This is a genomic window from Mycobacterium sp. SA01, from assembly GCF_041287105.1.
In the GTDB taxonomy this organism is placed as follows: Bacteria; Actinomycetota; Actinomycetes; order Mycobacteriales; family Mycobacteriaceae; genus Mycobacterium.
Map to the genome: position 1 here is coordinate 176,644 of NZ_JBGGNO010000018.1, position 22,273 is coordinate 198,916.

At 67.7% G+C, this 22,273-nt stretch carries 16 protein-coding genes; 6 read left to right on the plus strand and 10 right to left on the minus strand.

Features of this window, described 5'->3' with window-relative positions:
- Positions 1-3: 3 nt before the first annotated feature.
- Complete coding sequence (gene zapE / locus AB4879_RS13880) at positions 4-1,020, minus strand: cell division protein ZapE (RefSeq protein ID WP_370508045.1); 1,017 nt, start codon at positions 1,018-1,020, stop codon at positions 4-6.
- 35 nt (positions 1,021-1,055) lie between these two features.
- Between zapE and AB4879_RS13885 the strand changes: the two genes are divergently transcribed.
- From AB4879_RS13885 to msrB, 4 genes are read left to right on the plus strand one after another with little or no spacing between them, the layout of a single operon-like run.
- Positions 1,056-1,844, plus strand: a complete 789-nt coding sequence (locus AB4879_RS13885) for a pyrimidine reductase family protein (RefSeq protein WP_370508046.1) — start codon at positions 1,056-1,058, stop codon at positions 1,842-1,844.
- A gap of 36 nt (positions 1,845-1,880) precedes the next feature.
- Positions 1,881-3,455, plus strand: a complete 1,575-nt coding sequence (locus tag AB4879_RS13890) for an alpha/beta fold hydrolase (protein ID WP_370508047.1) — start codon at positions 1,881-1,883, stop codon at positions 3,453-3,455.
- Between the two features lie 20 nt (positions 3,456-3,475).
- Entirely contained in the window at positions 3,476-4,780 is a 1,305-nt protein-coding gene (aftC, locus tag AB4879_RS13895) for an arabinofuranan 3-O-arabinosyltransferase (protein WP_370508048.1), read from the plus strand.
- 5 nt (positions 4,781-4,785) lie between these two features.
- On the plus strand, positions 4,786-5,196 hold the full coding sequence (gene msrB, locus AB4879_RS13900) for a peptide-methionine (R)-S-oxide reductase MsrB (protein WP_370508317.1): 411 nt from the start codon (positions 4,786-4,788) through the stop codon (positions 5,194-5,196).
- On the opposite strand, the gene AB4879_RS13905 is transcribed toward msrB, so the two are convergent.
- The 6 genes from AB4879_RS13905 to hemE all read right to left on the minus strand — a co-directional run bounded on the left by AB4879_RS13905 (position 5,156) and on the right by hemE (position 15,645).
- Entirely contained in the window at positions 5,156-7,444 is a 2,289-nt protein-coding gene (locus tag AB4879_RS13905) for a putative bifunctional diguanylate cyclase/phosphodiesterase (RefSeq protein WP_370508049.1), read from the minus strand. The genes msrB and AB4879_RS13905 overlap by 41 nt on opposite strands.
- Positions 7,445-7,585: 141 nt before the next feature.
- A complete protein-coding gene (locus AB4879_RS13910; RefSeq protein ID WP_370508050.1) occupies positions 7,586-9,913 on the minus strand; it encodes a putative bifunctional diguanylate cyclase/phosphodiesterase in 2,328 nt (775 codons plus the stop codon).
- 55 nt (positions 9,914-9,968) lie between these two features.
- Positions 9,969-12,161, minus strand: coding sequence for a putative bifunctional diguanylate cyclase/phosphodiesterase (locus AB4879_RS13915; protein WP_370508051.1), 2,193 nt, complete (start codon positions 12,159-12,161; stop codon positions 9,969-9,971).
- Positions 12,162-12,471: 310 nt separating this feature from the next.
- Positions 12,472-13,176, minus strand: a complete 705-nt coding sequence (gene hemQ / locus AB4879_RS13920) for a hydrogen peroxide-dependent heme synthase (protein WP_036338513.1) — start codon at positions 13,174-13,176, stop codon at positions 12,472-12,474.
- A 29-nt stretch (positions 13,177-13,205) separates the two neighbouring features.
- The gene (locus AB4879_RS13925) at positions 13,206-14,555 is read right to left on the minus strand and encodes a protoporphyrinogen oxidase (RefSeq protein ID WP_370508052.1); all 1,350 of its coding nucleotides are present in this window, start codon (positions 14,553-14,555) and stop codon (positions 13,206-13,208) included.
- A 40-nt stretch (positions 14,556-14,595) separates the two neighbouring features.
- Positions 14,596-15,645: a uroporphyrinogen decarboxylase gene (gene hemE / locus AB4879_RS13930; protein WP_370508053.1), complete on the minus strand. Its 1,050-nt coding sequence runs from the start codon at positions 15,643-15,645 to the stop codon at positions 14,596-14,598.
- A 138-nt stretch (positions 15,646-15,783) separates the two neighbouring features.
- Here hemE and AB4879_RS13935 point away from each other — a divergent pair, with 138 nt between their 5' ends.
- Both AB4879_RS13935 and AB4879_RS13940 read left to right on the plus strand, forming a co-directional pair.
- Positions 15,784-16,416, plus strand: a complete 633-nt coding sequence (locus AB4879_RS13935; protein WP_370508318.1) for a DUF3000 domain-containing protein — start codon at positions 15,784-15,786, stop codon at positions 16,414-16,416.
- A gap of 1 nt (position 16,417) precedes the next feature.
- On the plus strand, positions 16,418-17,719 hold the full coding sequence (locus tag AB4879_RS13940) for an HRDC domain-containing protein (RefSeq protein WP_370508054.1): 1,302 nt from the start codon (positions 16,418-16,420) through the stop codon (positions 17,717-17,719).
- A 1-nt stretch (position 17,720) separates the two neighbouring features.
- On the opposite strand, the gene dxs is transcribed toward AB4879_RS13940, so the two are convergent.
- The 3 genes from dxs to AB4879_RS13955 all read right to left on the minus strand — a co-directional run bounded on the left by dxs (position 17,721) and on the right by AB4879_RS13955 (position 22,272).
- The gene (dxs, locus tag AB4879_RS13945) at positions 17,721-19,637 is read right to left on the minus strand and encodes a 1-deoxy-D-xylulose-5-phosphate synthase (RefSeq protein WP_102806588.1); all 1,917 of its coding nucleotides are present in this window, start codon (positions 19,635-19,637) and stop codon (positions 17,721-17,723) included.
- A gap of 28 nt (positions 19,638-19,665) precedes the next feature.
- Complete coding sequence (nhaA, locus tag AB4879_RS13950; protein ID WP_370508055.1) at positions 19,666-20,988, minus strand: Na+/H+ antiporter NhaA; 1,323 nt, start codon at positions 20,986-20,988, stop codon at positions 19,666-19,668.
- 87 nt (positions 20,989-21,075) lie between these two features.
- The gene (locus tag AB4879_RS13955) at positions 21,076-22,272 is read right to left on the minus strand and encodes a class I SAM-dependent RNA methyltransferase (RefSeq protein WP_370508056.1); all 1,197 of its coding nucleotides are present in this window, start codon (positions 22,270-22,272) and stop codon (positions 21,076-21,078) included.
- Position 22,273: the final 1 nt, after the last annotated feature.

A 22,273-nucleotide genomic window follows, 5' to 3' on the forward strand; every position in this document is an offset into this window, starting at 1 on the left:
GCTTTAGAGCCCGCCCGGACTCGTCAGGGCCAGCAGTCGGGACGTCGCGCGAAGGTATTTCTTGCGGTACCCGCCTGCCAGCATCTCGTCGGAGAAAATGGTGTCGAGTTTGGCGCCGGAGGCCACCACCGGGATGCCCGCGTCATAGAGCCGGTCGGTGAGAGCCACCAGTCGCAACGCCACATTCTGGTCGTCGATCGGGTGGACGCCGGTGATGTACACGCACGCAACCCCTTCGACCAGAGTGAGATAGCGCGACGGGTGCATGGTCGCCAGATGCGCGCACAGTGCATCGAAATCGTCGAGGGTCGCGCCGGGCTGCGCGGCCGCCCTGGCCGCCACCACCTCGTCGGTGAGCGGGTCCGGCGCCGGCGGCAGGCCGCGGTGCCGGTAGTCCGGGCCTTCGATCCGAACCGTAGTGAAAATGCTTGCCAGCGTGTTGATTTCGCGCAGGAAATCCTGGGCGGCAAAGCGCCCCTCACCGAGTTGCTCGGGCAACGTGTTGGACGTCGCGGCGATCGAGACGCCGCGCTCCACGAGCTGAGACAGTAGCCGCGAAATCAGGGTGGTGTTGCCCGGGTCGTCGAGTTCGAACTCGTCGATGCACACGACCACATAGTCGGCGAGCAGATCGATGCACTCGACGAACCCGAACACCCCGGCAAGCTGGGTCAGCTCCCCGAAGGTGGCGAACGCCTTGGGATGCCCGGCCGAGTCGGGCAGTTGCCGATACGACGACGCCAGCAGATGGGTCTTGCCCACGCCGAAGCCGCCGTCGAGATAGATACCGGTGCCGGGCACGGTGTCGCGCTTACCGAACAGCTTCTTCTTTCCTGCCCGCCGACGAAGGGCCTCGTCGCAGAACGCCTGGCAGGCGTCCACTGCCGCGGCCTGAGTGGGCTCGCCGGGGTCGGGCCGATAGGTCGTGAAGCTGGCACCCGCGAACGTGGGCGGCGGGACGAGTTGGGCGATAAGCCGATCCGGGGACACCGTCGGGTGCCGGTCGACGAGGCGGTCCATGACACAAACCCTATCGACGTGCTGCAATCGTTCCCATGGCCGACCCGAGCTCGAACGACCCGGATGGGACGTACTTCACACTGCTGGGTGGCGCCGTCGACGTCGTCGATGACGACCGGCTCTACGAGCTCTACGCCTACCCTGCTGTCGCGCAGAGGTGCGTGGTCCGCGGCAACATGATCGCCAGTCTCGACGGCGGCGCCGCCACCGAGGGCACCTCGGGAGGGCTTGGCGGCGCCGGTGACCGGCGACTGTTCCGGGTGCTGCGCGAACTGGCCGACGTCATCGTCGTCGGTGCGGGCACCGCGCATGGCGAGGGCTACTCGGGTGCCCAGATGACCGTCGCGCAGCGCGGCAACCGGCAGCACCGCGGCCAGGGCGAGGTCCCGCCGATCGCGCTGGTCACCCGCTCCGGCCGAGTCGACAACGACTGGCCGGTGCTGACCCGCACCGAGGTGACCCCCCTGGTGCTCACCTGTGCCGACGTCGCGGCGGACACCGGCACCCGGCTGGGCGGCGCGGCGGAGGTGATCGCCTGCTCGGGCGACGACCCGGCCGAGGTGGACCCGGCCGTCGCGCTTGCCGCGCTGGCCGAGCGTGGATTGCGCCGGGTGCTCTGCGAAGGCGGACCCACGCTGTTGGGCACGTTCATCGACCACGGCCTGCTCGACGAGCTGTGCCTGACGACCGCCCCGATGCTGGTCGGCGGCGAGGCACCGCGGATCGTGGGCGGCTCCGGTCAGGTGCTGACCCCGCTGCGCCGCACGCACCTGATGTCGGACGTCGAGGGCTATCTCTACGGGCGCTACACGCGCGTCGGCTGAGCAGTCCGCACCGGCGGTGTCGCTAGGGTGGTGGGCATGCGCGATCGTCGGGTCTGGGCCTCCCAGGCCATCGTCAGCCTCGGCACCGCGGCGCTGACTGTTCTGCTGTCCGGATGTGCCCCGTGGCTGGCCGCCAACCCGCAGTTCGCCAGCGACAAGGCGCACAACCCGACGGGCCCGACCACCACCAATCCCGCCGGCGGACCGCCGGCCATCGCAGCACCCAAGAACGACCTGGGCTGGAAAGACTGCACATCGAAGGTGTTCGGTGACGCGGGGACCCCGCCCGCGCCCGGCGTGATCCTCGAGTGCGCAAGCTATGACGCCGACCTCGACCCGATCGCCGGGGCCACCGGCACGGTGAGCATCGGTGTGGTGCGCGCCCGCTCGGTGCAGACCCCACCCGACGCCGGGCCGCTGGTGTTCACCACCGGAACCGACATCCCGTCGTCGATGCAGCTGCCGGTGTGGCTGTCCCGGTCCGGCGCCGACGTCCTCAAGAGCCATCCCATCGTCTCCGTGGACCGCCGCGGCATCGGCATGTCCAGCCCGGTGGACTGCCGCGACTCGTTCGACCGCCAAGAGATGCGCGACCAGGCGCAGTTCGAGTCCGGCGACGACCCGGTCGCCAACCTCGGCGCGATCACCATGACCGCGACGACGAGCTGCACCGACACCATCGCGCCCGGCGACTCCGCCTACGACAACGCCCGCGCCGCCGAGGATCTCGAACGGCTGCGCAGCACCTGGGACGTGCCTGCGCTGGCGCTGATCGGTGTCGGCAACGGCGCGCAGATCGCCCTGGCCTACGCGGGTTCCCACCCCGACAAGGTGGCCCGGCTGGTGCTCGACTCCCCCGTGCCGCCCGGCGTCAACGCCGAAGCCGCGGCCGAGGAACAGGTCAAAGGTCAGCAGGCCGCCCTCGACGCGTTCGCCCAGCAGTGCGTGGCGGTCAACTGCGCGCTCGGGCCCGACCCGAAGGGCGCCGTCGACTCGCTGCTGGCGGCGGCCAGGGCGGGCCGCGGCCCCGGCGGGGTGTCGGTGGCGGTACTGGCCAACGCGATCGTCACCGCGCTCGGCTACCCGAGCGGGGACCGCATCGGCAGCACCGTGAGCCTGGCCAACGCCCTCGCCGCCGCCCGCGGCGGTGACGCCAACCAGCTGAACAGTCTGATCAACCGGGCCGAGGCGATGCGCGACAGCGACGGCCAGTTCATCAACTCCTGCAGCGACGCCCTGAACCGCCCGACGCCGGACCGGGTGCGTGAACTCGTCGTCCAGTGGGGCAAGCTCTACCCGCAATTCGGCACCGTCGGCGCACTCGATCTGGTGAAGTGCCTGAACTGGCCGAGCGGCGCCGCCCCCAAAGAACCCAAGGACCTGAAGGTCAACGTGCTGCTGCTGGGTGTGCAGAACGATCCGATCGCCGGCAACCAAGGGGTGCCCGCGTCTTCGGCCACCATCATCAACGCCGGCGCGGCCAGCAAGCGGGTGATGTGGCAGGGCATCGGGCACGGCGCCAGCATTTACACGGCCTGCGCGCTGCCGCCCATGATGAGCTATCTGGACAGCGGGAACATGCCGCCCACCGACACCTACTGCCCCGCCTGAGCATCTGACCCGTCCGGCCGGTGTACGGTGCGACCGTGGCGCTAGCTGACTCATCGCGATCCGGCCTGCTGGCCGCATTTCGCCCCCGGACCAGCCCACCCACCACCGCAGCGGTCCTGCGTTCGGTGCTGTGGCCGATCGCGATCATGTCGATCATCCACCGCAGCTACGTGCTGTCGTCCAACGGCTACATCACCGACGACTTCGGCCCGGTGTACCGCGCGGTGTCGAATTTCCGGCGCGGCCTGGACATCTACAACGAGCACTTCGACTACGTCGACCCGCACTACCTGTACCCGCCGGGCGGCACCCTGCTGATGGCACCGTTCGGCTATCTTCCGGTGTTCGCCTCGCACAACTGGTTCGTGTTCTTCAACACCCTGGCGATGATCATCGCGGCCTGCCTGCTGGTTCGGCTGTTCAGGTTCCCGCTGTCCTCGGTGGCGCTGCCCGCGCTGCTGCTGGCCATGTTCTGCACCGAGTCGGTGACCAACACGCTGGTGTTCACCAACGTCAACGGCTGCATCCTGCTCTGCGAGGTGTTGTTCTTCCGCTGGATGCTCGACGGCAAGGTCAACCATCAGTGGCTGGCGGGTGTGGTGATCGGGTTGTCGCTGGTGGTCAAGCCGGTGCTCGCCGTGCTGCTCCTGCTGCCGCTGCTCAACCGGCAGTGGCGGGTGCTCGTGGCCGCGTTCGTGGTGCCGCTGGTGTTCAACGTCGCGGCGTGGCCGCTGGTGGCCGACCCGATGAATTTCGTGCGGCGCACCCTGCCCTACATCCTCTCGACGCGCGACTACTTCAACAGCTCAGTGCTGGGCAACGGCGTGTACTACGGCCTGCCGATGTGGCTGATCGTGGTGCTGCGGCTGCTGTTCCTGGCGCTGGCGGTGGCCAGCCTGTGGCTGCTGCACCGCTACTACCGCGAACGCGACCCGCTGTTTTGGATGCTCACCTCGTCGGGTGTGCTGCTGATCGCCTCCTGGCTGGTGCTGTCACTGGCCCAGGGCTACTACTCGATGATGCTGTTCCCGTTCCTGATGACGGTCGTCCTGCCGAATTCGGTGGTGCGCAACTGGCCGGCCTGGCTGGCCACCTACGGGTTCCTGACGATGGACCGCTGGCTGATGTGGCGCTGGCCGACGACGGGGCGCTTCCTGGAGTACATGAAGATCACCTACGGCTGGTCGCTGATGCTGATCGTCGTGTTCTGCGTGCTGTACTTCCGCTACGCCGACGCCAAGGCAGAGAACCGGCTGGCCGACGGTATCGATCCGCCGTGGATGCGCGAACCCCGGGCCGACGCCGCGGGTACCGTGAACGCATGAGTTCCATTCCCGCCCCGAAGCTGGAACTGACCGACGACGAGTGGCGCAAGCGGCTGAACCCGGCTGAATACGCCGTGCTCCGCGAGGCCGGCACCGAGCGTCCGTTCACCGGCGAGTACACCGACACCAAGACCGAAGGCATCTACGCCTGCCGGGCCTGCGGCACCGAATTGTTCCGCAGCACCGAGAAATTCGAATCGCATTGCGGCTGGCCGTCGTTCTTCGACCCGTCGCATTCCGAAGCCGTCATCTTGCGTCCGGACGACACCCTCGGAATGCACCGGGTGGAAGTCCTGTGCGCGAACTGCCACAGCCACCTCGGTCACGTGTTCAGCGGTGAGGGCTACCCGACCCCGACCGACCAGCGCTACTGCATCAATTCGATTTCGCTGACACTGGTGCCCACGGAGGATTAGCGAGCATCGCGAGCAGCCGTTCGAACGGCACCGGCGGGCTGAAGTAGTAGCCCTGCCCGACATCGCACCTGTATTCGCGTAACTGCGCCAGCGTTTCGGCGTCCTCGATCCCTTCCGCGACGGTGGCCAGTCCCAGTTCGTGAGCGAGGTTGATCACCGCCCGAACGACCACTGCCGCACGGGGATCCGACGTTATCGGCGCGATGAAGCGACGGTCCAGTTTGACATGATCGATGGGCAGATCGCGTAGATACGACAGTGCCGAGTAGCCACTGCCGAAGTCATCGACGGCGATCTGGACCCCCTTGGCGCGAAGGTCGCGCAAGACGCGGGTGGCGTGCTCCAGGCCCTCCAACACCACATCCTCGGTGATCTCGACGATCAGAGCGGACGCGGCAAGTCCACGGTCTCGCAGCGCATCTGACACGGTGGTGGCCAGCCGGGTGGTGCCCAGCGACGGCGCGGACACGTTCACCGCGACCGGAATGGCGAACCCCGCATCGTGCCAGAGCCGAGCGTCGTCAAGGGCTCGCCTCACCACATGGTCGGTGACGGCTCCCATCAGCCCATGCCGACGAACCAGTGGCAGGAACGCATCAGGACTGAGCACCCCGCGCTCGGGATGCGGCCAGCGCACCAACGCCTCGGCCGCAACGATGTCAGACGTGCGGAGGTCGAGCTTGGGCTGATAGACCAAAGTGAGCTGACCCTGGTCGATCGCTCGCCGCAGCTCACCGAGCAGCCGGACCGCAGAGCCACGGGCGCCGGTGGCGTCGCTTCGCGGTACAGGCGGCGCGACGCCGGCGGCGAAGAAGTCGGCCTCCATCTCGGCGGTGAACGTGTGCACTCCCGCGACGCGGGACGTCTTGGCCGCGTCCAGCGCAATGTCCGACCGCTTCAGCAGCTCCGCTGCACTGACTTCCGGATCATCGTTGTCGGCCACCGCAAGGCCGACGCTGGCCCGGACCATCAGCTCCTGCCCGTCCACGGCGAACGGGAGGTCGAACGACTCGGCGACTCGGTGGGCGATGACGTGTGAATGGTCCTCGCGGCCCTCGATGAGAACCGCGAACTCATCACCGCCGACGCGGGCCACGGTGTCGCCGGTCCGGACGACGGTGAGGATCCGCAAGCCCACGAGGTTGAGTAGTTCGTCGCCGGCGTGATGGCCGAACGTGTCGTTGACCATCTTGAATTCGTCGACGTCGAGCACCATGATGCCCACCGATACTCCGTCGCGCTGGCGCAACTGCATCGCGTGAGAGACCCGGTCGTGGAAGACAGCGCGGTTTGCCAGACCTGTCAGCGGATCCCGAAGTGCCTGCTGCGAGACTGCCGCGAACAAACTTCGGTTCTCGCCCACCACGATCAGCTGCCTGGCCAGAAACGCCGCAATCAATAACGCTCCCGCGACCATCAACGGTCCTCGCAGCACAGGTTTCGAGACTTCGGTGAACATCATCACCACCGCCGCCGCGGCCACCGGGACGAACGGCAGGAACACCGCAGCCCGCGACGGCAACGTGGCCTGGGCAGCGTGGCCGTAGGTGCGCGACCGTCCCGAGACGGCTGCTGCGATGTACAGCATCAAGGCGCCGAGCCAGCCGACCATGACCACCGGAATCTGTGAAGCCTTCTGCGCTGCAAAGAGATACACGATGGCATCGTTGGAGAGGGCCAGGACGAGGCTCGCCAGCGCAACCAGGCCTATCGTCAGGCGCTGATCAGGTTGCGCGGCCAGCAATACCAACAAGGCAACCGTCATCGTCACCGCGTCGAGCATCGGGTAGGCCATCGACGCGGTAAGGGGTATGGATTCCGCGATGCGACTGCGGTGAATGTCGTCGAGCGCCCCGGCCCACACCATCAGCACGAGCGAGCTCGCGACCACGACACCGTCGAGCAGAAACCGCAGACGCGACATCCTGCTCAGGCCGGTCGGCACCAACAACAGCAGAGCAGCGCACGCTCCGGCGGGCAGCACCACCCGCACCATGTCCGCACCGGCGAAGAACGCGATGTTGCGACCGGACAACGCCACCCAGGTTCGCATGCCCATTCCGAGGGCAAAGGCACCGAGGCCCGCTGCCAGCGCCCACCATGCCGCACGGACATGCCCGGCCGTCGAGGTCGCCGTTCGGACCGCGGCGGCGGTAGCCACCACGGCGGTGAATGTCAGCGCCAGTTTGAGAGCAGTGACGGCCGAAGCGCTCGGAAATTGCCAGAGCCCCAGGGCTACAAGAGCCACGACGCTTACACCGAGGCTCAGGACAAGGGGCGGCCTGGCAATGCCGTGCACCCCGACCAACATGCCCCCAGCGTCGCGAAGGATCGGACGAATTCAGGACTTACGGTAGCAAACCATGGCCGTCAATTTGGGCAACGAACCTCAGGACATCGGATGAGCCACGTGTAGCCACGGCTTCGCCGCCGCCAGCAATCCGTCCGGCGACAGTGGCGGGCTGTAGTAGAAGCCCTGCCCGACGTCACAGCCACAAGCCTTGACCATCGCCGCGGTTTCGGCGTCCTCGACGCCCTCCACCACCACCAACAGGTCCAGCACATGGGCAAGGTCGACGACCGCACGCACCACCGCCGCGGCGCGTTCGTCGGCCGAAATCGGTGCAATGAAGCTGCGGTCCAACTTCACTTCGTCGATCGGCAGGTCCCGCAAGTAAGACAGCGCCGAGTATCCACTGCCGAAGTCATCGATGGCTATTCGAATTCCACTGCGCCGCAATTCATTCAAGACAAGACGGGTCCGCTCGGTGCTGTCCAGGAAGAGTTCTTCGGTGATCTCCACCGCCAAGGCCGACGGCGGCAAGTGGTGATCGGCAAGTGCCTTGGCGATCGTGGCAGGCAGCCCGACGTTCGCCATCGACGGCGCGAACAGATTGACCGCCACCGGAATATCGGCGCCGGCCCGATGCCAGACCGCTGCGTCGTCAAGGGCCTGGCCGATGACCATCTGGGTGACCGACCCCATGAGCCCGTGGCGTCGCACCAGCGGCAGGAACGACTCGGGGCCCAATACGGAGCCGTCTGGCTGCGGCCAGCGCAGAAGGGCCTCGACCCCGACGATCAGCCCGGTCTTCAGATCGAATTTCGGCTGATAGACCAGAGTGAGTGCCGCCTCGTCGATCGCTACCCGGAGTCTGCCCAGCAACTGGATCGCCCCGGCCGCCCCCAGTCCGGAAGGCGGGGCCGCCGGACCGAACAGCCTCTTGTCGTCCGCTTCGGTCAGCAACTGCATCTCCGGGGAGTACGTCTGCACCACCCGAGCCCGTGACCGCTTGGCGGAGTACATCGCGGTGTCGGCCCGGTGCAGCAGCTCGTCGGCGGTCAGATCCGGCTCGCCCGACTCGGCAAGTGCGAGTCCGACACTCGGGCGCATCAGCAGCTCGTGGCCGCTGAGGACGAACGGCTCCTCGAAGGCCTCGACAACCCGGTTGCCGACCAGCTCTGCGACGTCGTTGCCCCCCTCGACGAGGATCGAGAACTCGTCGCCCCCGAGCCGGGCCACCGTGTCACCCGGCCGGACGCAGCGACGCAGCCGCTGCGCGACGCCCACCAGCAGGTCGTCACCCATCAGATGGCCGAGGTGGTCGTTGACGAGCTTGAACTCGTTGAGGTCCACCGCCAGGACCGCGAGCGAAACACCGTCCCGCTCATGGAGGTGCATCGCGTGGCCGAGGCGGTCGCTGAACAACGCGCGATTGGCCAGCCCGGTGAGTGGGTCGTGCAGCGCCTGGTCGGCGACCGTGGCCACCAGCAGACGATTCTCCTTCACCGCGAGGAACTGACGGCCCAGAACAGTCACCACCAGAATGCTTGCCACGATCAGCACCGGCCGCGATTTCAGATCCGGGACCGGTTGCGCCGCGGCCACCACCCCGGCGACCAACAAGGGCGTGTACGGCAGCCACACCGATGCCCAGCCCGGCAGTACGAACGAGTTGCGCCGCTTGCGTTTACTTTCATGGGCCGCGGACGCCGCAACGCTGATGAGCAGCAGGCCCGCCGCCCAGCCGATGTCGATGACGCTGCCAGAACTGTAGGAGCCCGTCGCCGAGAGATACGCAAAACCGCTGTCCGCCAGCGCGAAACAGGCCAGGCCCGCCGTAAGCAGGGTCAACGACAACCGGTGCTGGCCGCTCGACCTGACCAGCGCCACGCCGGCCACCGTGAGGATGATGATGTCGGACAACGGATATGCCAGCGAGATGACGAAGCCGAGCTGGTCCGACGTGTAGGACTGATAGAGCGGGTGCAGGATCGTCACCCAACTCACCAGGAACAGCGAGCCTGCCATGATCACACCGTCGAGGAACAACCGTGCTCGCGACTGGCCGGTGTCCTCAGCGGGAAGCAGCAGCAGGGCGGCACAGGCGCCCACCGGCATCACCAGGAACGCCACGTCGGCGATCGACGGGAATGGCGGCTGATGCAGATGGACCTCGTAGAAGGTCCAGATCGCCTCGCCCACAGTCCATCCCAGCAAGCCGACGGTCATCGATGCCCACGCCAACCGCCGACGTCCCCACAGCGACCGCGCCGCCAGGGCGGAGAACGTGACCGCCGGGATCGCCAGCGCCAGAAGCGCGAAATCGTCGACGACGGTCAATGTCGGGCCATGCAGCCAGCCGCTCAGGATGACGACGACGAACACGACAAACACCACAACTGCCCCGACCGCGACGCGAGAAGCCTTGGGCATCGTGGCACCCTCCCCCGTGGCCGCCGGCACCATATGACGGCCGGCGTCAGCATACCTACCGCATCAGCTCGATGTGGGGCACATCGGACTCTGACCAGTGGCAGGAGCCGTATCGCAGTGAGCAACCCGAAGCCCGGCAGGTGGCGTCGCGGTCACACTTCTTCAGGATGTCGCGCAGCCTGTCGGCCGTCAGTGGCGGGCTGAAGTAGTAGCCCTGGCCGATGCTGCAGCCGTGTTCACGCAACCACTCGGCAGTGGTGGCGGTCTCGATTCCTTCGGCGACCGTGGTGAGGCCGAGTTCATTGGCCAGGTTGATGACTGCCCGCACCACTGCGGATGCCCGTTGATCGGCAGGGATCGGCGCGATGAAGTTGCGGTCGAGCTTGACTTCGTCGACGGTGAGGTCGCGCATATAGGACAACGCCGAATAACCGCTGCCGAAATCGTCAATTGCGATTCGAATCCCGAACTCCTGCAACTGATTCAACACCGTCTTGGTGCGTTCCATGTGATCGAGGAACAGGTCCTCGGTGATCTCGACGGTCAACTGCGACGGACTCAGGCCGCGATCGGACAGCGCCTTGGCGAACTTGCCGGGCAAGCGTAGATCGGCCATCGACGGTGCGAACATGTTGACCGCGATCGGAACCTCGAGGGAGTCTTCGCGCCAGCGCACGACATCATCGAGGGCCTGGTTCACCACCAGATCCGTGATCGACCCCATCAGCCCATAGCGGCGGACCAGTGGAAGAAACTCATCGGGCGAGAGCAGGCCACGCTTGGGATGCGGCCAGCGCACCAGGGCCTCCACCCCCATAATCGACGCGGTATTCAAATCGAACTTCGGCTGGTACACCAGCGTCAGCTCGAATTGATCGATGGCCTGACGCAGCTCGCCGAGCAACCGGACGGTACTGGCGCCGCTGCGGGATGCCGGCATCGGCCCGCTGGCGAACACGTCGCCGTCGGATGTCTCAGCCAGCAGCATTTCCGCGTTGAACGGGTGCACGCCGCCGGTACGGGACCGCTTCGCCGAGTACATGGCGATGTCGGCCCGCTTGAGCAGATCCTCGGGCAGCAGATCGGGTTCGTCCTGTTCGGCGACCGCCAACCCGATGCTGGGCCGGATCAGCAAATCCTGTCCGTCGACGATGAACGGCTCGTCGAAGGCCTCGACGACCCGGTGGGCCACCAGTTGCGACTTGTCCACCCGGCCCTCGATCAACACCGCGAACTCGTCACCGCCGAGGCGTGCCACCGTGTCACCGGCCCGCACGCTGGCGACGATGCGTTCGGCGACCAGGCTGAGCAGTTCGTCACCGACCGGGTGGCCCAGGGTGTCGTTGACGACCTTGAAATCGTCGAGATCCATGACGAGAACCCCGATCGAGAGTCCGTCGCGCTGGCGTATCTGCATCGCGTGACTCAGTCGGTCCCGGAAGACGATACGGTTGCCGACGCCGGTGAGCGGGTCACGCAGAGCCTGGTCTGCGACCGTCGCCAGCAAGCTGCGGTTCTCGCTCATCACCAGCAGCTGGCGAGCGCTGAACGCGAGCAACAGCATGAGCCCGATCACCGGTATCGGCCCCGCCTTGAGGTCTGCTGGCGATTGGGTGAACACCGCCGCACTGGCCAGTATTACCGGCACAAAGGGCAACCAGACCGATGTCCACGAAACAGGTTGCACAGCAACGGCTTCGCGATGGACGAATCCCTGGCCGCTGATGGCGGCGGCGATGAACAGCACGAGCCCGACCAGCCATCCGGGGTATATCAGCGCAATACCCGTCGGCTGTTGTATCGCCGTGAGATAGACGAATGCACCGTCGGAGATCGCGATACCCGCCATGCCCGCCGTCACCAGCGCCAGAGTCCGGCGCTGGCCACCGTGCGCGCGGGCCACCACCAGGACGCCGATGGTGAGGACAGCCGCATCCAGCACCGGGTAACCGGCCGAGACCGCCACGTTCATCCGGTCGCCCGGATCTGACTTCCAGACCTGATCGAGCACGGCGACCCAGCCGACAATGGCGAAGGATCCGGCGACGACGAGCGCATCGAGGACCAACCTCGTCCGCGAGGTACGACTGAACCCCGAGGACAGCAACAACAACGCAATCGCGGTGGCGATCGGCAGTACCAGATACGCCAGGTCGGCCACCGACGGGAACGGGTTCTCGAAGTCGATCAGTCGGTAGATGAACCAGAGAACAGCACCAAGTGTGAACGAACCGAGCCCAATTGCCATGGCGACGAAGGCGATTCGCATTCGGCCGCGGCCAGTCCGCGCTGTGATGGCCGTAGCCACCGTCGCAACGGCGGCGAGCGAGGTCATCAGGTTGTCAACGGCGGTGACGAGCGAGAACCGCGACCCGCTCAGGAGTCCGATGAGGGCCAATGCGATAAAGCATGCGGCAACGCCGACGATCAACGCGATCGTCCGCCTCGCCCTCAGCCCTGTCACCCGGGCCCCCGATCGTGTCGGCCGTGCAGAACTCACGGTCACGCAATCGTAGCGAACTTCAACCCCCTGAGCGGGCAGTACGCGGGCTCGTTTGCTAGGGCAGTTTGGCGACCAATTCCTCAACGCCGATCCGCGGACCGGTGAAGAACGGGACTTCCTCGCGCACGTGCCGACGGGCTTCAGTGGCGCGCAAGTCGCGCATCAGGTCGACAATGCGGTACAGCTCAGGAGCTTCGAACGCCAGAATCCATTCGTAATCGCCGAGCGCGAAGGCAGGAACGGTATTGGCGCGCACGTCCTTGTAACTGCGGGCGGCCATGCCGTGGTCGGCCAGCATCTTGCGGCGGTCCTCGTCGGGCAGCAGATACCAGTCCAGCGAACGCACGAAGGGGTAGACGCAGACGTAATTGCCCGGCTCCTCACCGGCCAAAAATGCCGGTATGTGGCTCTTGTTGAATTCCGCGGGCCGGTGCAGGGCGACGGCGCTCCACACCGGGGTGACGGCCCGGCCCAGGGTTGTGGTGCGGCGGAAGTCGTTATAGGTCGCCTGCAGGGACTCGATGCGCTCGGCGTGCGTCCAGAACATGAAGTCGGCGTCGGCACGCAGCCCCGCCACGTCGTAGATGCCGCGCACAACGACCCCGTTGTCCTCCTGCTGTTTGAGGAAGGTCGCCGTCTCGTCGGCGACAGCGGCGCGGGCTTCCTCGTCGAAGCCCAACTCGCCCGGTTCCGCCGCGAAGGTCGAGAACATGACGTAACGGATCGTGGCGTTGAGCTCGTCGAAGTCCAGTTTGGCCATGGCACCCATCGTGCCACGCGGTGGTTCGCCTATCGGCGGATGGTGGCGGCCACCACAGCCTCCGCCGCACGGCCGGCCACGCCGACACAGGCCGGCACCCCGATGCCGTCGAGATAGTTGCCCGCGATCGCCAGGGTGGGCGGCAACCCGGCGCGCAGCCCCGCGGCCAGCTCGCGATGCCCCGGCGAATATTGCGGCATCGCGTCCAGCCACCGGTGCACCCGCACATCGACCGGATCGACCGAGATCCCGAACACCGTCGACACATCGTCCAGCGCCCAGCTCTGCAGTTCGGTGTCCGACGTCGCGCGCGCCAGATCGTCACCGAAACGACCGAACGACAACCGCAACAACTCGGCGTTGCCGCGCGAACCCCACTTGCGGGTCGACAGCGTGATCGCCTTGGCGTGCAAGCGTTCTCCGGTGGCGACCAGGACACCGGACTGCGCGGGCAGGGGTGTCCCACCAGGGACGGCCAGTGCCAGCACCGCCGCCGAGGCGACCGGGATCCGGGCTGCCGCCGCGCCGGCAGCAGGGGCCACGTCGGCCATCAGCGGCGCGAGCCGCGGGGCCGGAACCGCGACGATCACCCCGTCGGCACCCCACTGTCGGCCGTCGTCATCGCGCAGGCTCCAGCCGGTCCCGTCGCGCGCAATGTGCTGGATCGACGTCTGCACCCAGTTCAGCCTGCTGCACTGCACCAGCGCGTCGAGCAGCACCTGGTAGCCGCCGTCGATGGCGCCGAATACCGGGCCCTGTGTGCTGCCCGGCAGTGCGCGGCGGCCGGCGTCGGTGAGGCTGGGGGCGCCGGCGTCAAGAGCGGCGGCCACCGTCGGCACCGCGGAGCGGATACCGATGGTGGCCGCCGAACCGGAATAGACGCCGGACAGCATCGGGTCGACCGAGCGCGCGACGACCTGGTCGCCGAATCGGTCGGCGACCACGGCGCCGACCGCCGGGTCGGAGCCCGGCTGCCAGCGCAGTGGCCGGGCGGGCTCGGCGGCGATTTTCGCGATCGTCGCATCGTCGACCAGGCCGGTCACCGACGCGGCTGAGGTCGGGATGCCGTTGACGGTGTCGGCAGGCAACGGATGCAGGCGGCCCTGGCTGTAGATGGTGGGACGCACCCCGGTGGTGCTGATCTGGCGACCGGCCAGGCCGAGCTCGGTCAGCAGTGCCGGCACCTCGGGGCGTCGCACCACGTACGCCTCGGCGCCGATGTCCATCGGCTGACCGGCGATCCGTTCGGTGCGCAGGATGCCACCGAGACGGTCAGCCGGGTCGAATACCGTGATGTCGGCGTCCGCGCCGGCCAGCGTGCGTAGCCGATAGGCCGCGACCAAGCCCGAAATGCCGCCCCCGACAACGCAATACCTCACAGCATTCTCCGGTCGCTGCGCTCCTGCCCTCCGAGCTCTGTCACAACGAGTGCACCAGCGCGACAAGATCGGTCAGGATGCCCGGATCGGTGGGCGGCAGTACGCCGTGGCCCAGGTTGAAGATGTGCCCCGCCGCGCCGGCGTCGACCGCCAGCCTGCCGTCGTCGACCACCGCTCGTGCCGCCCGCTCGACGACCGGCCAGCCGGCCAGCAGCACGACCGGATCCAGGTTGCCCTGCAGCGCCAGCTTCGGCCCCACCCGCAGGGCGGCGTCGGCCAGCGAGGTGCGCCAGTCGACACCGACGACCGTCGCGCCGGCCTCACCCATCGCGCCCAGCAGTTCGGCGGTGCCCACCCCGAAATGCGTCATCGGCACCCGATAGTCGGCCAGCGCGGCGAATACCCGCGAGCTGTGCGGCAGCACATGGGTGCGGTAGTCGGCCAGCGACAGCGTGCCCGCCCACGAGTCGAACACCTGGATGGCGTCCACGCCGGCGTCGAGCTGCACCTTCAGGAAGGCGATCGTGAGGTCGGTCAACAGCCCCATCAACGCATGCCATGTCGAGGGGTCGGCGAACATCATCGCCTTGGTCCGCTCGTGCAGCTTGCTGGGCCCGCCCTCGACCAGATAGGACGCCAACGTGAACGGGGCGCCGGCGAAGCCGATCAGCGGCACCTCACCGAGTTCACCCACCAGCATGCTCACCGCGTCCGAGACCGCGCTGACGCGCTGCAGCTCAAGACCTTTCAGCGCGGCGACATCGGCGGCGGTCCGGACCGGGTTGTCGATCACCGGGCCGACGTCGGGAACGATGTCCAGACCGATGCCGGCAGCGCGCATCGGCACCACGATGTCGGAGAACAGAATCGCCGCGTCCACCCCGTGCCTGCGCACCGGCTGCAGGGTGATCTCGCTGATCAGGGCCGGGTCGAAACAGGCCTGCATCATCGTGTTCTTGGCGCGCAGTTCGCGGTACTCGGGCAGCGATCGGCCGGCCTGGCGCATGAACCACACCGGGATGCGGCTGGGTTTGCGGCCAGTGGCGGCGGCCAGATAGGGCGCCTCGGGCAGCTGGCGACGGGTACTCATCGCGTCCATGCTGCCACGGGCCGGTCAGCCCGGCTGACGAGCCCTCAGCCGCCGGAGTCCTCCCCCGGGTCGCTCCGCTCCTGCCCGCCGCAACCCATCCCCGGGTCGCTCCGCTCCTGCCCGCCGGAACGGCACCAAATCGGCGCGCCTGCCCGCCCGGCCCCGACGATAGGGCTAGCGTCAATCGACGTGACCACTGCGGAACCCGCGCTTTTCCGCGAGGCGGTGGCGGCGATGAACACCGCTCAGGTGCGGGCGGAGATCGAACTCGGTCCGATCCGACCACCTCAACGTCTCGCGCCGTACAGCTATGCGCTGGGCGCCGAGGTCAAACACCCCGACACCGAGATCGTCCCGGAAACCTCCGACGGCGATGCATTCGGCCGGCTGATCCTGCTGCACGATCCCGACGGCTCCGAAGCCTGGGACGGCACCATGCGACTGGTCGCCTACATCCAGGCCGACCTGGACTCCAGCGAGGCTGTCGACCCGCTGCTGCCCGAGGTGGCGTGGAGTTGGCTCGTCGACGCGCTGGAAAGCCGCTCCGAACACGTCACCGCGCTCGGCGGCACCGTCACGGCCACCACCTCGGTGCGCTACGGCGACATCTCCGGTCCGCCCCGCGCCCACCAGCTCGAGATGCGCGCATCATGGACGGCCACCACCATGGCGCTCGACACACATGTCCAGGCATTCTGCGAGGTCCTCGAACACGCCGCGGGTCTGCCGCCGGTGGGAGTGACGGACCTAGGTTCCCGCTCCCGCGCCTGACATGACACCAGACGATGACGCCGCGACCGCGGCGGCCGATGCCGCGACCGCGGCGGCCGATGCCGCAGCCGAGGACGCCCCCGAGGCGACTCCCCTGCTCAGCCCCGCCGAGGGAGTCCCGCCGCTGTCGATCAGCGCCGACGAGATCGCCCGAGCCGCCGACCAGCTGGCGAAGGGCACCGGGCCGTTCGCCGTCGACGCCGAGCGCGCATCGGGTTTCCGGTACTCCAACCGCGCCTACCTGATCCAGATTCGCCGCACCGGTGCCGGCACCGTCCTGATCGACCCGGTCAATCACGGCAGCAGTCCGATCGATGTGCTGCGGCCGGTGGCCGAGGTGCTGGCCGACGACGAATGGATCCTGCACGCGGCCGATCAGGATCTGCCCTGCCTGGCCGAGGTGGGAATGCGCCCGCCGGCGCTCTACGACACCGAGTTGGCCGGCCGGCTTGCCGGTTTCGAGCGGGTCAACCTGGCGGCGATGGTGCAACGCCTGCTGGGACTCGGGCTCGCCAAGGGGCACGGCGCGGCGGACTGGTCCAAACGTCCGCTGCCCGACGAGTGGCTGAACTACGCCGCGCTGGACGTCGAAGTGCTGATCGCCTTGCGCGACGCGATCCACGAGGTGCTCACCGAGCAGGACAAATCCGCTTGGGCTGCAGAAGAATTCGAGCACCTTCGACGCTCGGAGCCCAGCCCGACCCGACGTGACCGGTGGCGGCGCACCTCAGGTCTGCACAAGGTCCGCAACCGCCAGGCCCTGGCAGCGGTGCGCGAACTGTGGACGGTGCGCGATCAGATCGCCCGCCGCCGCGACATCGCTCCGGGTCGGATCCTGCCGGACTCGGCGATCATCGCCGCCGCCGTCGCCGACCCCAAGACCGTCGAGGAACTGACCAAACTGCCGATCTTCGGCGGCCACAAACAGCGTCGCAGCGCCCACGTCTGGCTCGCGGCGCTGGAGTCCGCCCGCACCAACCCCGACCCGCCGGACAGCGCCGAACCGCAGAACGGGCCGCCGCCGGCGGTGCGCTGGGCCAAACGCAAACCGGAGGCAGCGGCCCGGCTCGACGCCGCCCGGGCGCGCCTGTCCGAGTTGTCCGAACGGGTGCGGGTGCCCACCGAGAATCTGGTGTCCCCGGAACTCGTCCGCAGACTGTGCTGGGATTGGCAGGACGCCGGCGATGTCAGCGCGGCCATCGATACCGTCCTGCGCGACGGCGGGGCCAGGCAGTGGCAACGTTCTCTCGTGGTTCCGGTGCTCGCCGAGGCGCTGAGTTCTGCTGCCGCCGAAGAGGCGTGAGTCAGTTCGTCTTTTCGGCGGAATCGCTGACCGTGTCGTCGACCGTTCCGAGTGCGGCGACCCAGCCGGTCACCTGACGGGCGATGTTCTGCTCGGTCAGACCGATCTCCTCGAGCACCTCACCGCGGCCGGCGTGGTCGATGAACTGTTGCGGCACACCGAGATCGCGGCACGGCACGTCGATGGCTGCGGCGCGCAGGGCAGCCGAGACGGTGGAGCCGATGCCACCGTGCACACCGCTGTCCTCCATCGTCACCACCAGCTTGTGCGAGGTGGCAAGCGGCGCAATTCCGTCCGGCACCGGGAGCACCCAGCGCGGGTCGACGACCGTCACCCCGATTCCCTGATTGCGCAGTCGCTGTGCGACTTTCAGCGCCATCGGCGCGAACGAACCCACCGCCAGGAGCAGGACGTCCTGACTCAGGCCGTCAGCCGGGCGGGCCAGGAGGTCCATACCCGCCACCCGCTCGAGTGCCGGAATATCTTCGCCCACTTCACCTTTGGGGAATCTGATGGCGGTAGGGCCGTCGTCGACCTCGAGTGCCTCGCCGAGTTCTTCCCGCAGGCGGGCGCCGTCGCGCGGCGCGGCCACCCGCATCCCCGGAACGATGCCCAGAATCGACAAATCCCACATGCCGTTGTGGCTGGCGCCGTCGTTGCCGGTGATCCCCGCGCGGTCCAGCACGATCGTGACCGGCAGCTTGTGCAGCGCGACGTCCATCATCATCTGGTCGAACGCGCGATTGAGGAACGTCGAGTAGATCGCCACCACCGGATGCAGGCCGCCCATCGCCAATCCGGCCGCCGACGTCATCGCGTGCTGCTCGGCGATGCCGACGTCGAAAAGGCGGTCCGGAAAGCGCTCGCCGAACGCCGACAGCCCGGTCGGGCCGGGCATCGCCGCGGTGATCGCCACGATGTCGCGCCGCTTGGCGGCATACGAGATCAGTGCATCGGAGAACACCGACGTCCAGCCGGGTGCGGCGGACTTCGTGGCCAGCCCGGTGTCGGGGTCGATGACGCCGCAGGAGTGCATCTGCTCGGCCTCGTCGTTCTCCGCCGGTGCGTACCCCATCCCCTTGCGGGTGACCACGTGCACGATCACCGGGGCCTTGAAGCCGCGGGCGTGGCGCAGCGCGGTCTCGACCGCATGCTCGTCGTGGCCGTCGATCGGGCCGACGTACTTCAGGCCGAGGTCGGTGAACATCACCTGCGGTGACAGCGCGTCCTTGATGCCGGCCTTCACGCTGTGCATGGCCTGGTAGCAGGCCTCGCCGATGAGGGGCATCCCGCGCACGGCGATCCGGCCGCGTTCCAGTACCCGCTCATAACCGGGCTGCAGCCGCAGCCCGGCGAGATGGTCGGCCAACCCGCCGATGGTCGGCGCGTAGGACCGTCCGTTGTCGTTGACGACGATGATCACCGGCCGTTTGGCGGCGGCGATGTTGTTCAGGGCTTCCCAGCACATGCCGCCGGTCAGCGCACCGTCGCCCACCACGGCCACGACATGCCGGTTGCGATGCCCGGTCAGCTCGAAGGCTTTCGCGAGGCCGTCCGCATAGGACAGGGCGGCCGACGCATGGCTGGATTCCACCCAGTCGTGCTCGCTCTCGGCCCGCGCGGGATAACCCGACAGCCCGTCCTTCTTGCGCAGCGTGTCGAACTCGGCGGCCCGGCCGGTCAGCATCTTGTGCACATAGGCCTGATGGCCGGTGTCGAAGAGGATCGGATCGTGCGGAGAGTCGAAGACCCGGTGCAGCGCGAGGGTCAGCTCGACAACACCGAGATTGGGCCCGAGGTGGCCGCCCGTAGCAGCGACCTTGTGGATCAAGAACTGGCGAATCTCGGCAGCCAGATCGGTCAGCTGCGCCTGGGACAGGTGTTGCAGATCTGCGGGGCCGCGAACCTGTTCAAGCATTTGGCCAGTCTACGCACCGTCGTAGAGATCAGTCCTGTCCAGACTCGTAGACGTCGGGCACACCGTCGTGGTCGAGATCCCGGTTCTCCAGCTCCCACACCAGCCGGTAGTGCCGGTTGCGCAGGCGCAGCACGATCGAGGCGAGCAGAGCGGCCAGCAAACTTCCTACCAGCACTGCGACCTTGACCACATCCTGGCGTTCGGAGCCCGGATCGTAGGCCAATTCGCCGATCAGCAGCGACACCGTGAACCCGATTCCGGCCAGCATCGACATGCCGAACACGTCGACCCAGCGCAAAGCCGAGTCGAGCCGGGCGCGGGTCACTGCGGCCAGCACCCACGTGGTCCCGAACACCCCGACCGTCTTGCCGACCACCAGCCCGGCGACGATGCCCATCGCGATCGGATCCGACAGCGCCGTTATCAAACCGTCATAGCCGCCGAAGGTGACACCGGCGGCGAAAAACGCGAACACCGGCACCGCGAAACCCGCGGACACCGGACGCATTCGGTGCTCGAAATGCTCGGCCAGGCCGGGGCCGGCCTCCGGACCGCCGGCCGCCTCGCTACGCAGGACGGGGACCGCGAAACCGAGCAGCACCCCCGCAACCGTGGCGTGCACCCCGGACTCGTGAACGAAGGCCCAGGTGAGCGCGGCCAGTGGGATCAGCAGCCACCACGACCGGATTCGGCGTTGTACCAGCACAGTGAACAGCGCCAACGGGATCAGTGCGATCAGCAGCGCGGTGAGATTGATCTTCTCGGAGTAGAACACCGCGATCACCGTGATCGCCAGCAGGTCGTCGACGACGGCCAGGGTGAGCAGGAACGTGCGCAGCGCACCCGGAAGGTGGGTGGACAGCACGGCCAGCACCGCGACCGCGAACGCGATGTCGGTCGCCGTCGGGATGGCCCAACCCCGCGCCGCGCCGCCACCTTCGTCGAACGTGAAGGAGACGAAGATCACTGCCGGCACCACCATGCCGCCGACCGCGGCGGCGATCGGCAGCGCGGCGCGACCAGGATCGCGGAGATCACCGGCGACGAACTCGCGTTTGAGTTCGAGCCCGACGACGAAGAAGAAGATCGCCAACAACCCGTCGGCCGCCCAGCCGCCCAGAGTCAGATCGAGGTGCAGGCCCAGCCGGTCGGTGCCGACGTGAAACTGCCGAAGCTGGTGATAGGCCGCCGACCACGGTGAGTTCGCCCAGAGGAGGGCAATCGCCGCAGCCACCAGCAGCAGCGCGCCACCGACGGTCTCCTTGCGCAGGATCGCGCTGACGCGAGATGTCTCCGACCATGATCCGCGGGCGAACAGGGCGCGGGCGATATTCGGCGTGCGGTCGGCCACCAGTCTCCTAAGACATCGACGGGCAAGGAAAAGCTCACGCCGACCAGACTTCCCGGCACACCTGCGAGGGAGTCTAGCCGCCAGACGTCAGCGGGTGAGTATCGCGACGCACTCGACGTGATGGGTGAGCGGGAATGAGTCGAACACCCGCAACTCCTCGACGTCGTAGCCCTGCTTGCGGTAGAGCCCGATGTCGCGCGCGAATGATGCTGCCTCACAACCGATATGGATCACCCGCGGGACCTCGGCGGTCGCCAGCTGTTCGATGACCTCCCGGCCGGCACCGGCTCGCGGCGGATCCAGCACCGCCACGTCGGCGCGACGTGGCTGTGCGCTCAGCGCCCGCCGGACCGAGTCGGTGATCACCGATACGCAGGTGAGGTCGGCCAGCGCCGCATGCGCCGCCCGCGACGAGCCCCGCGACGTGTCGACCGTGACCACCTGCCCGGAGTCGCCGACGCCTTCGGCGAGCGCGGCCGCGAAAACGCCCGAGCCGCCGTACAGATCCCACGCCGTCATCCCGATGTCCAGCTGCGCCCACTGACCGATCAGGCCGCTGTACACCCGGGCGGCGTCGCGGTGCGCCTGCCAGAACGCCGTCACCGGTATCCGCCAGACCCGGTCGCCGACCCGTTGCACCGCTTCGTAATTGCCCTCGACCACACGGGTCGAGACCTTGCGGCCCGACCGCGGCCCGGACTGCACGACGTGCCGGTGACCGTCGTCGTCGACGGCCACGTGCACATGAGCCCCCGGCGCCCACGTCACGTCCGCAAGCCCGTCGAGCATGCCGGGCGGCAGCTGCGCGCAGTCCAGATCGGTGACGAGTTCCGAACTGTGATAACGATGGAACCCCACCCGGCCCGCATCGGTGGTGTCCAGCCGCACCCGGGTGCGCCAGCCACGCGCAGCGCCGTCACCGAGCGGCTCGGCAACCCCATCCCAAGGGAAATCACCGAGGCGGGCCAGCTGATTGGCCACCACTTGCCCCTTGAGCACACGGGCCGCCTCCGGCGTGGCGAATGCCAGATCGCAGCAGCCTGCCCCGCCGACGCCGGCGATCCGGCATTGTGACTCCACCCGGTCCGGTGACGGCTGGAGAACCTCGATTGCCTCTGCGTGCCAATATGATCCGCGGTCGCCGGTCACCCGGGCCCGCACCACTTCATCCGGCAGGGCGTATCGCACGAACACCACCCGGCCGTCGTGGCGTGCCACGCAGCTACCCCCGTTGGCGGCCGCGCCGGTGGTCAGTTCCAGCTCGACCGTGTCCCCCTGACTCACT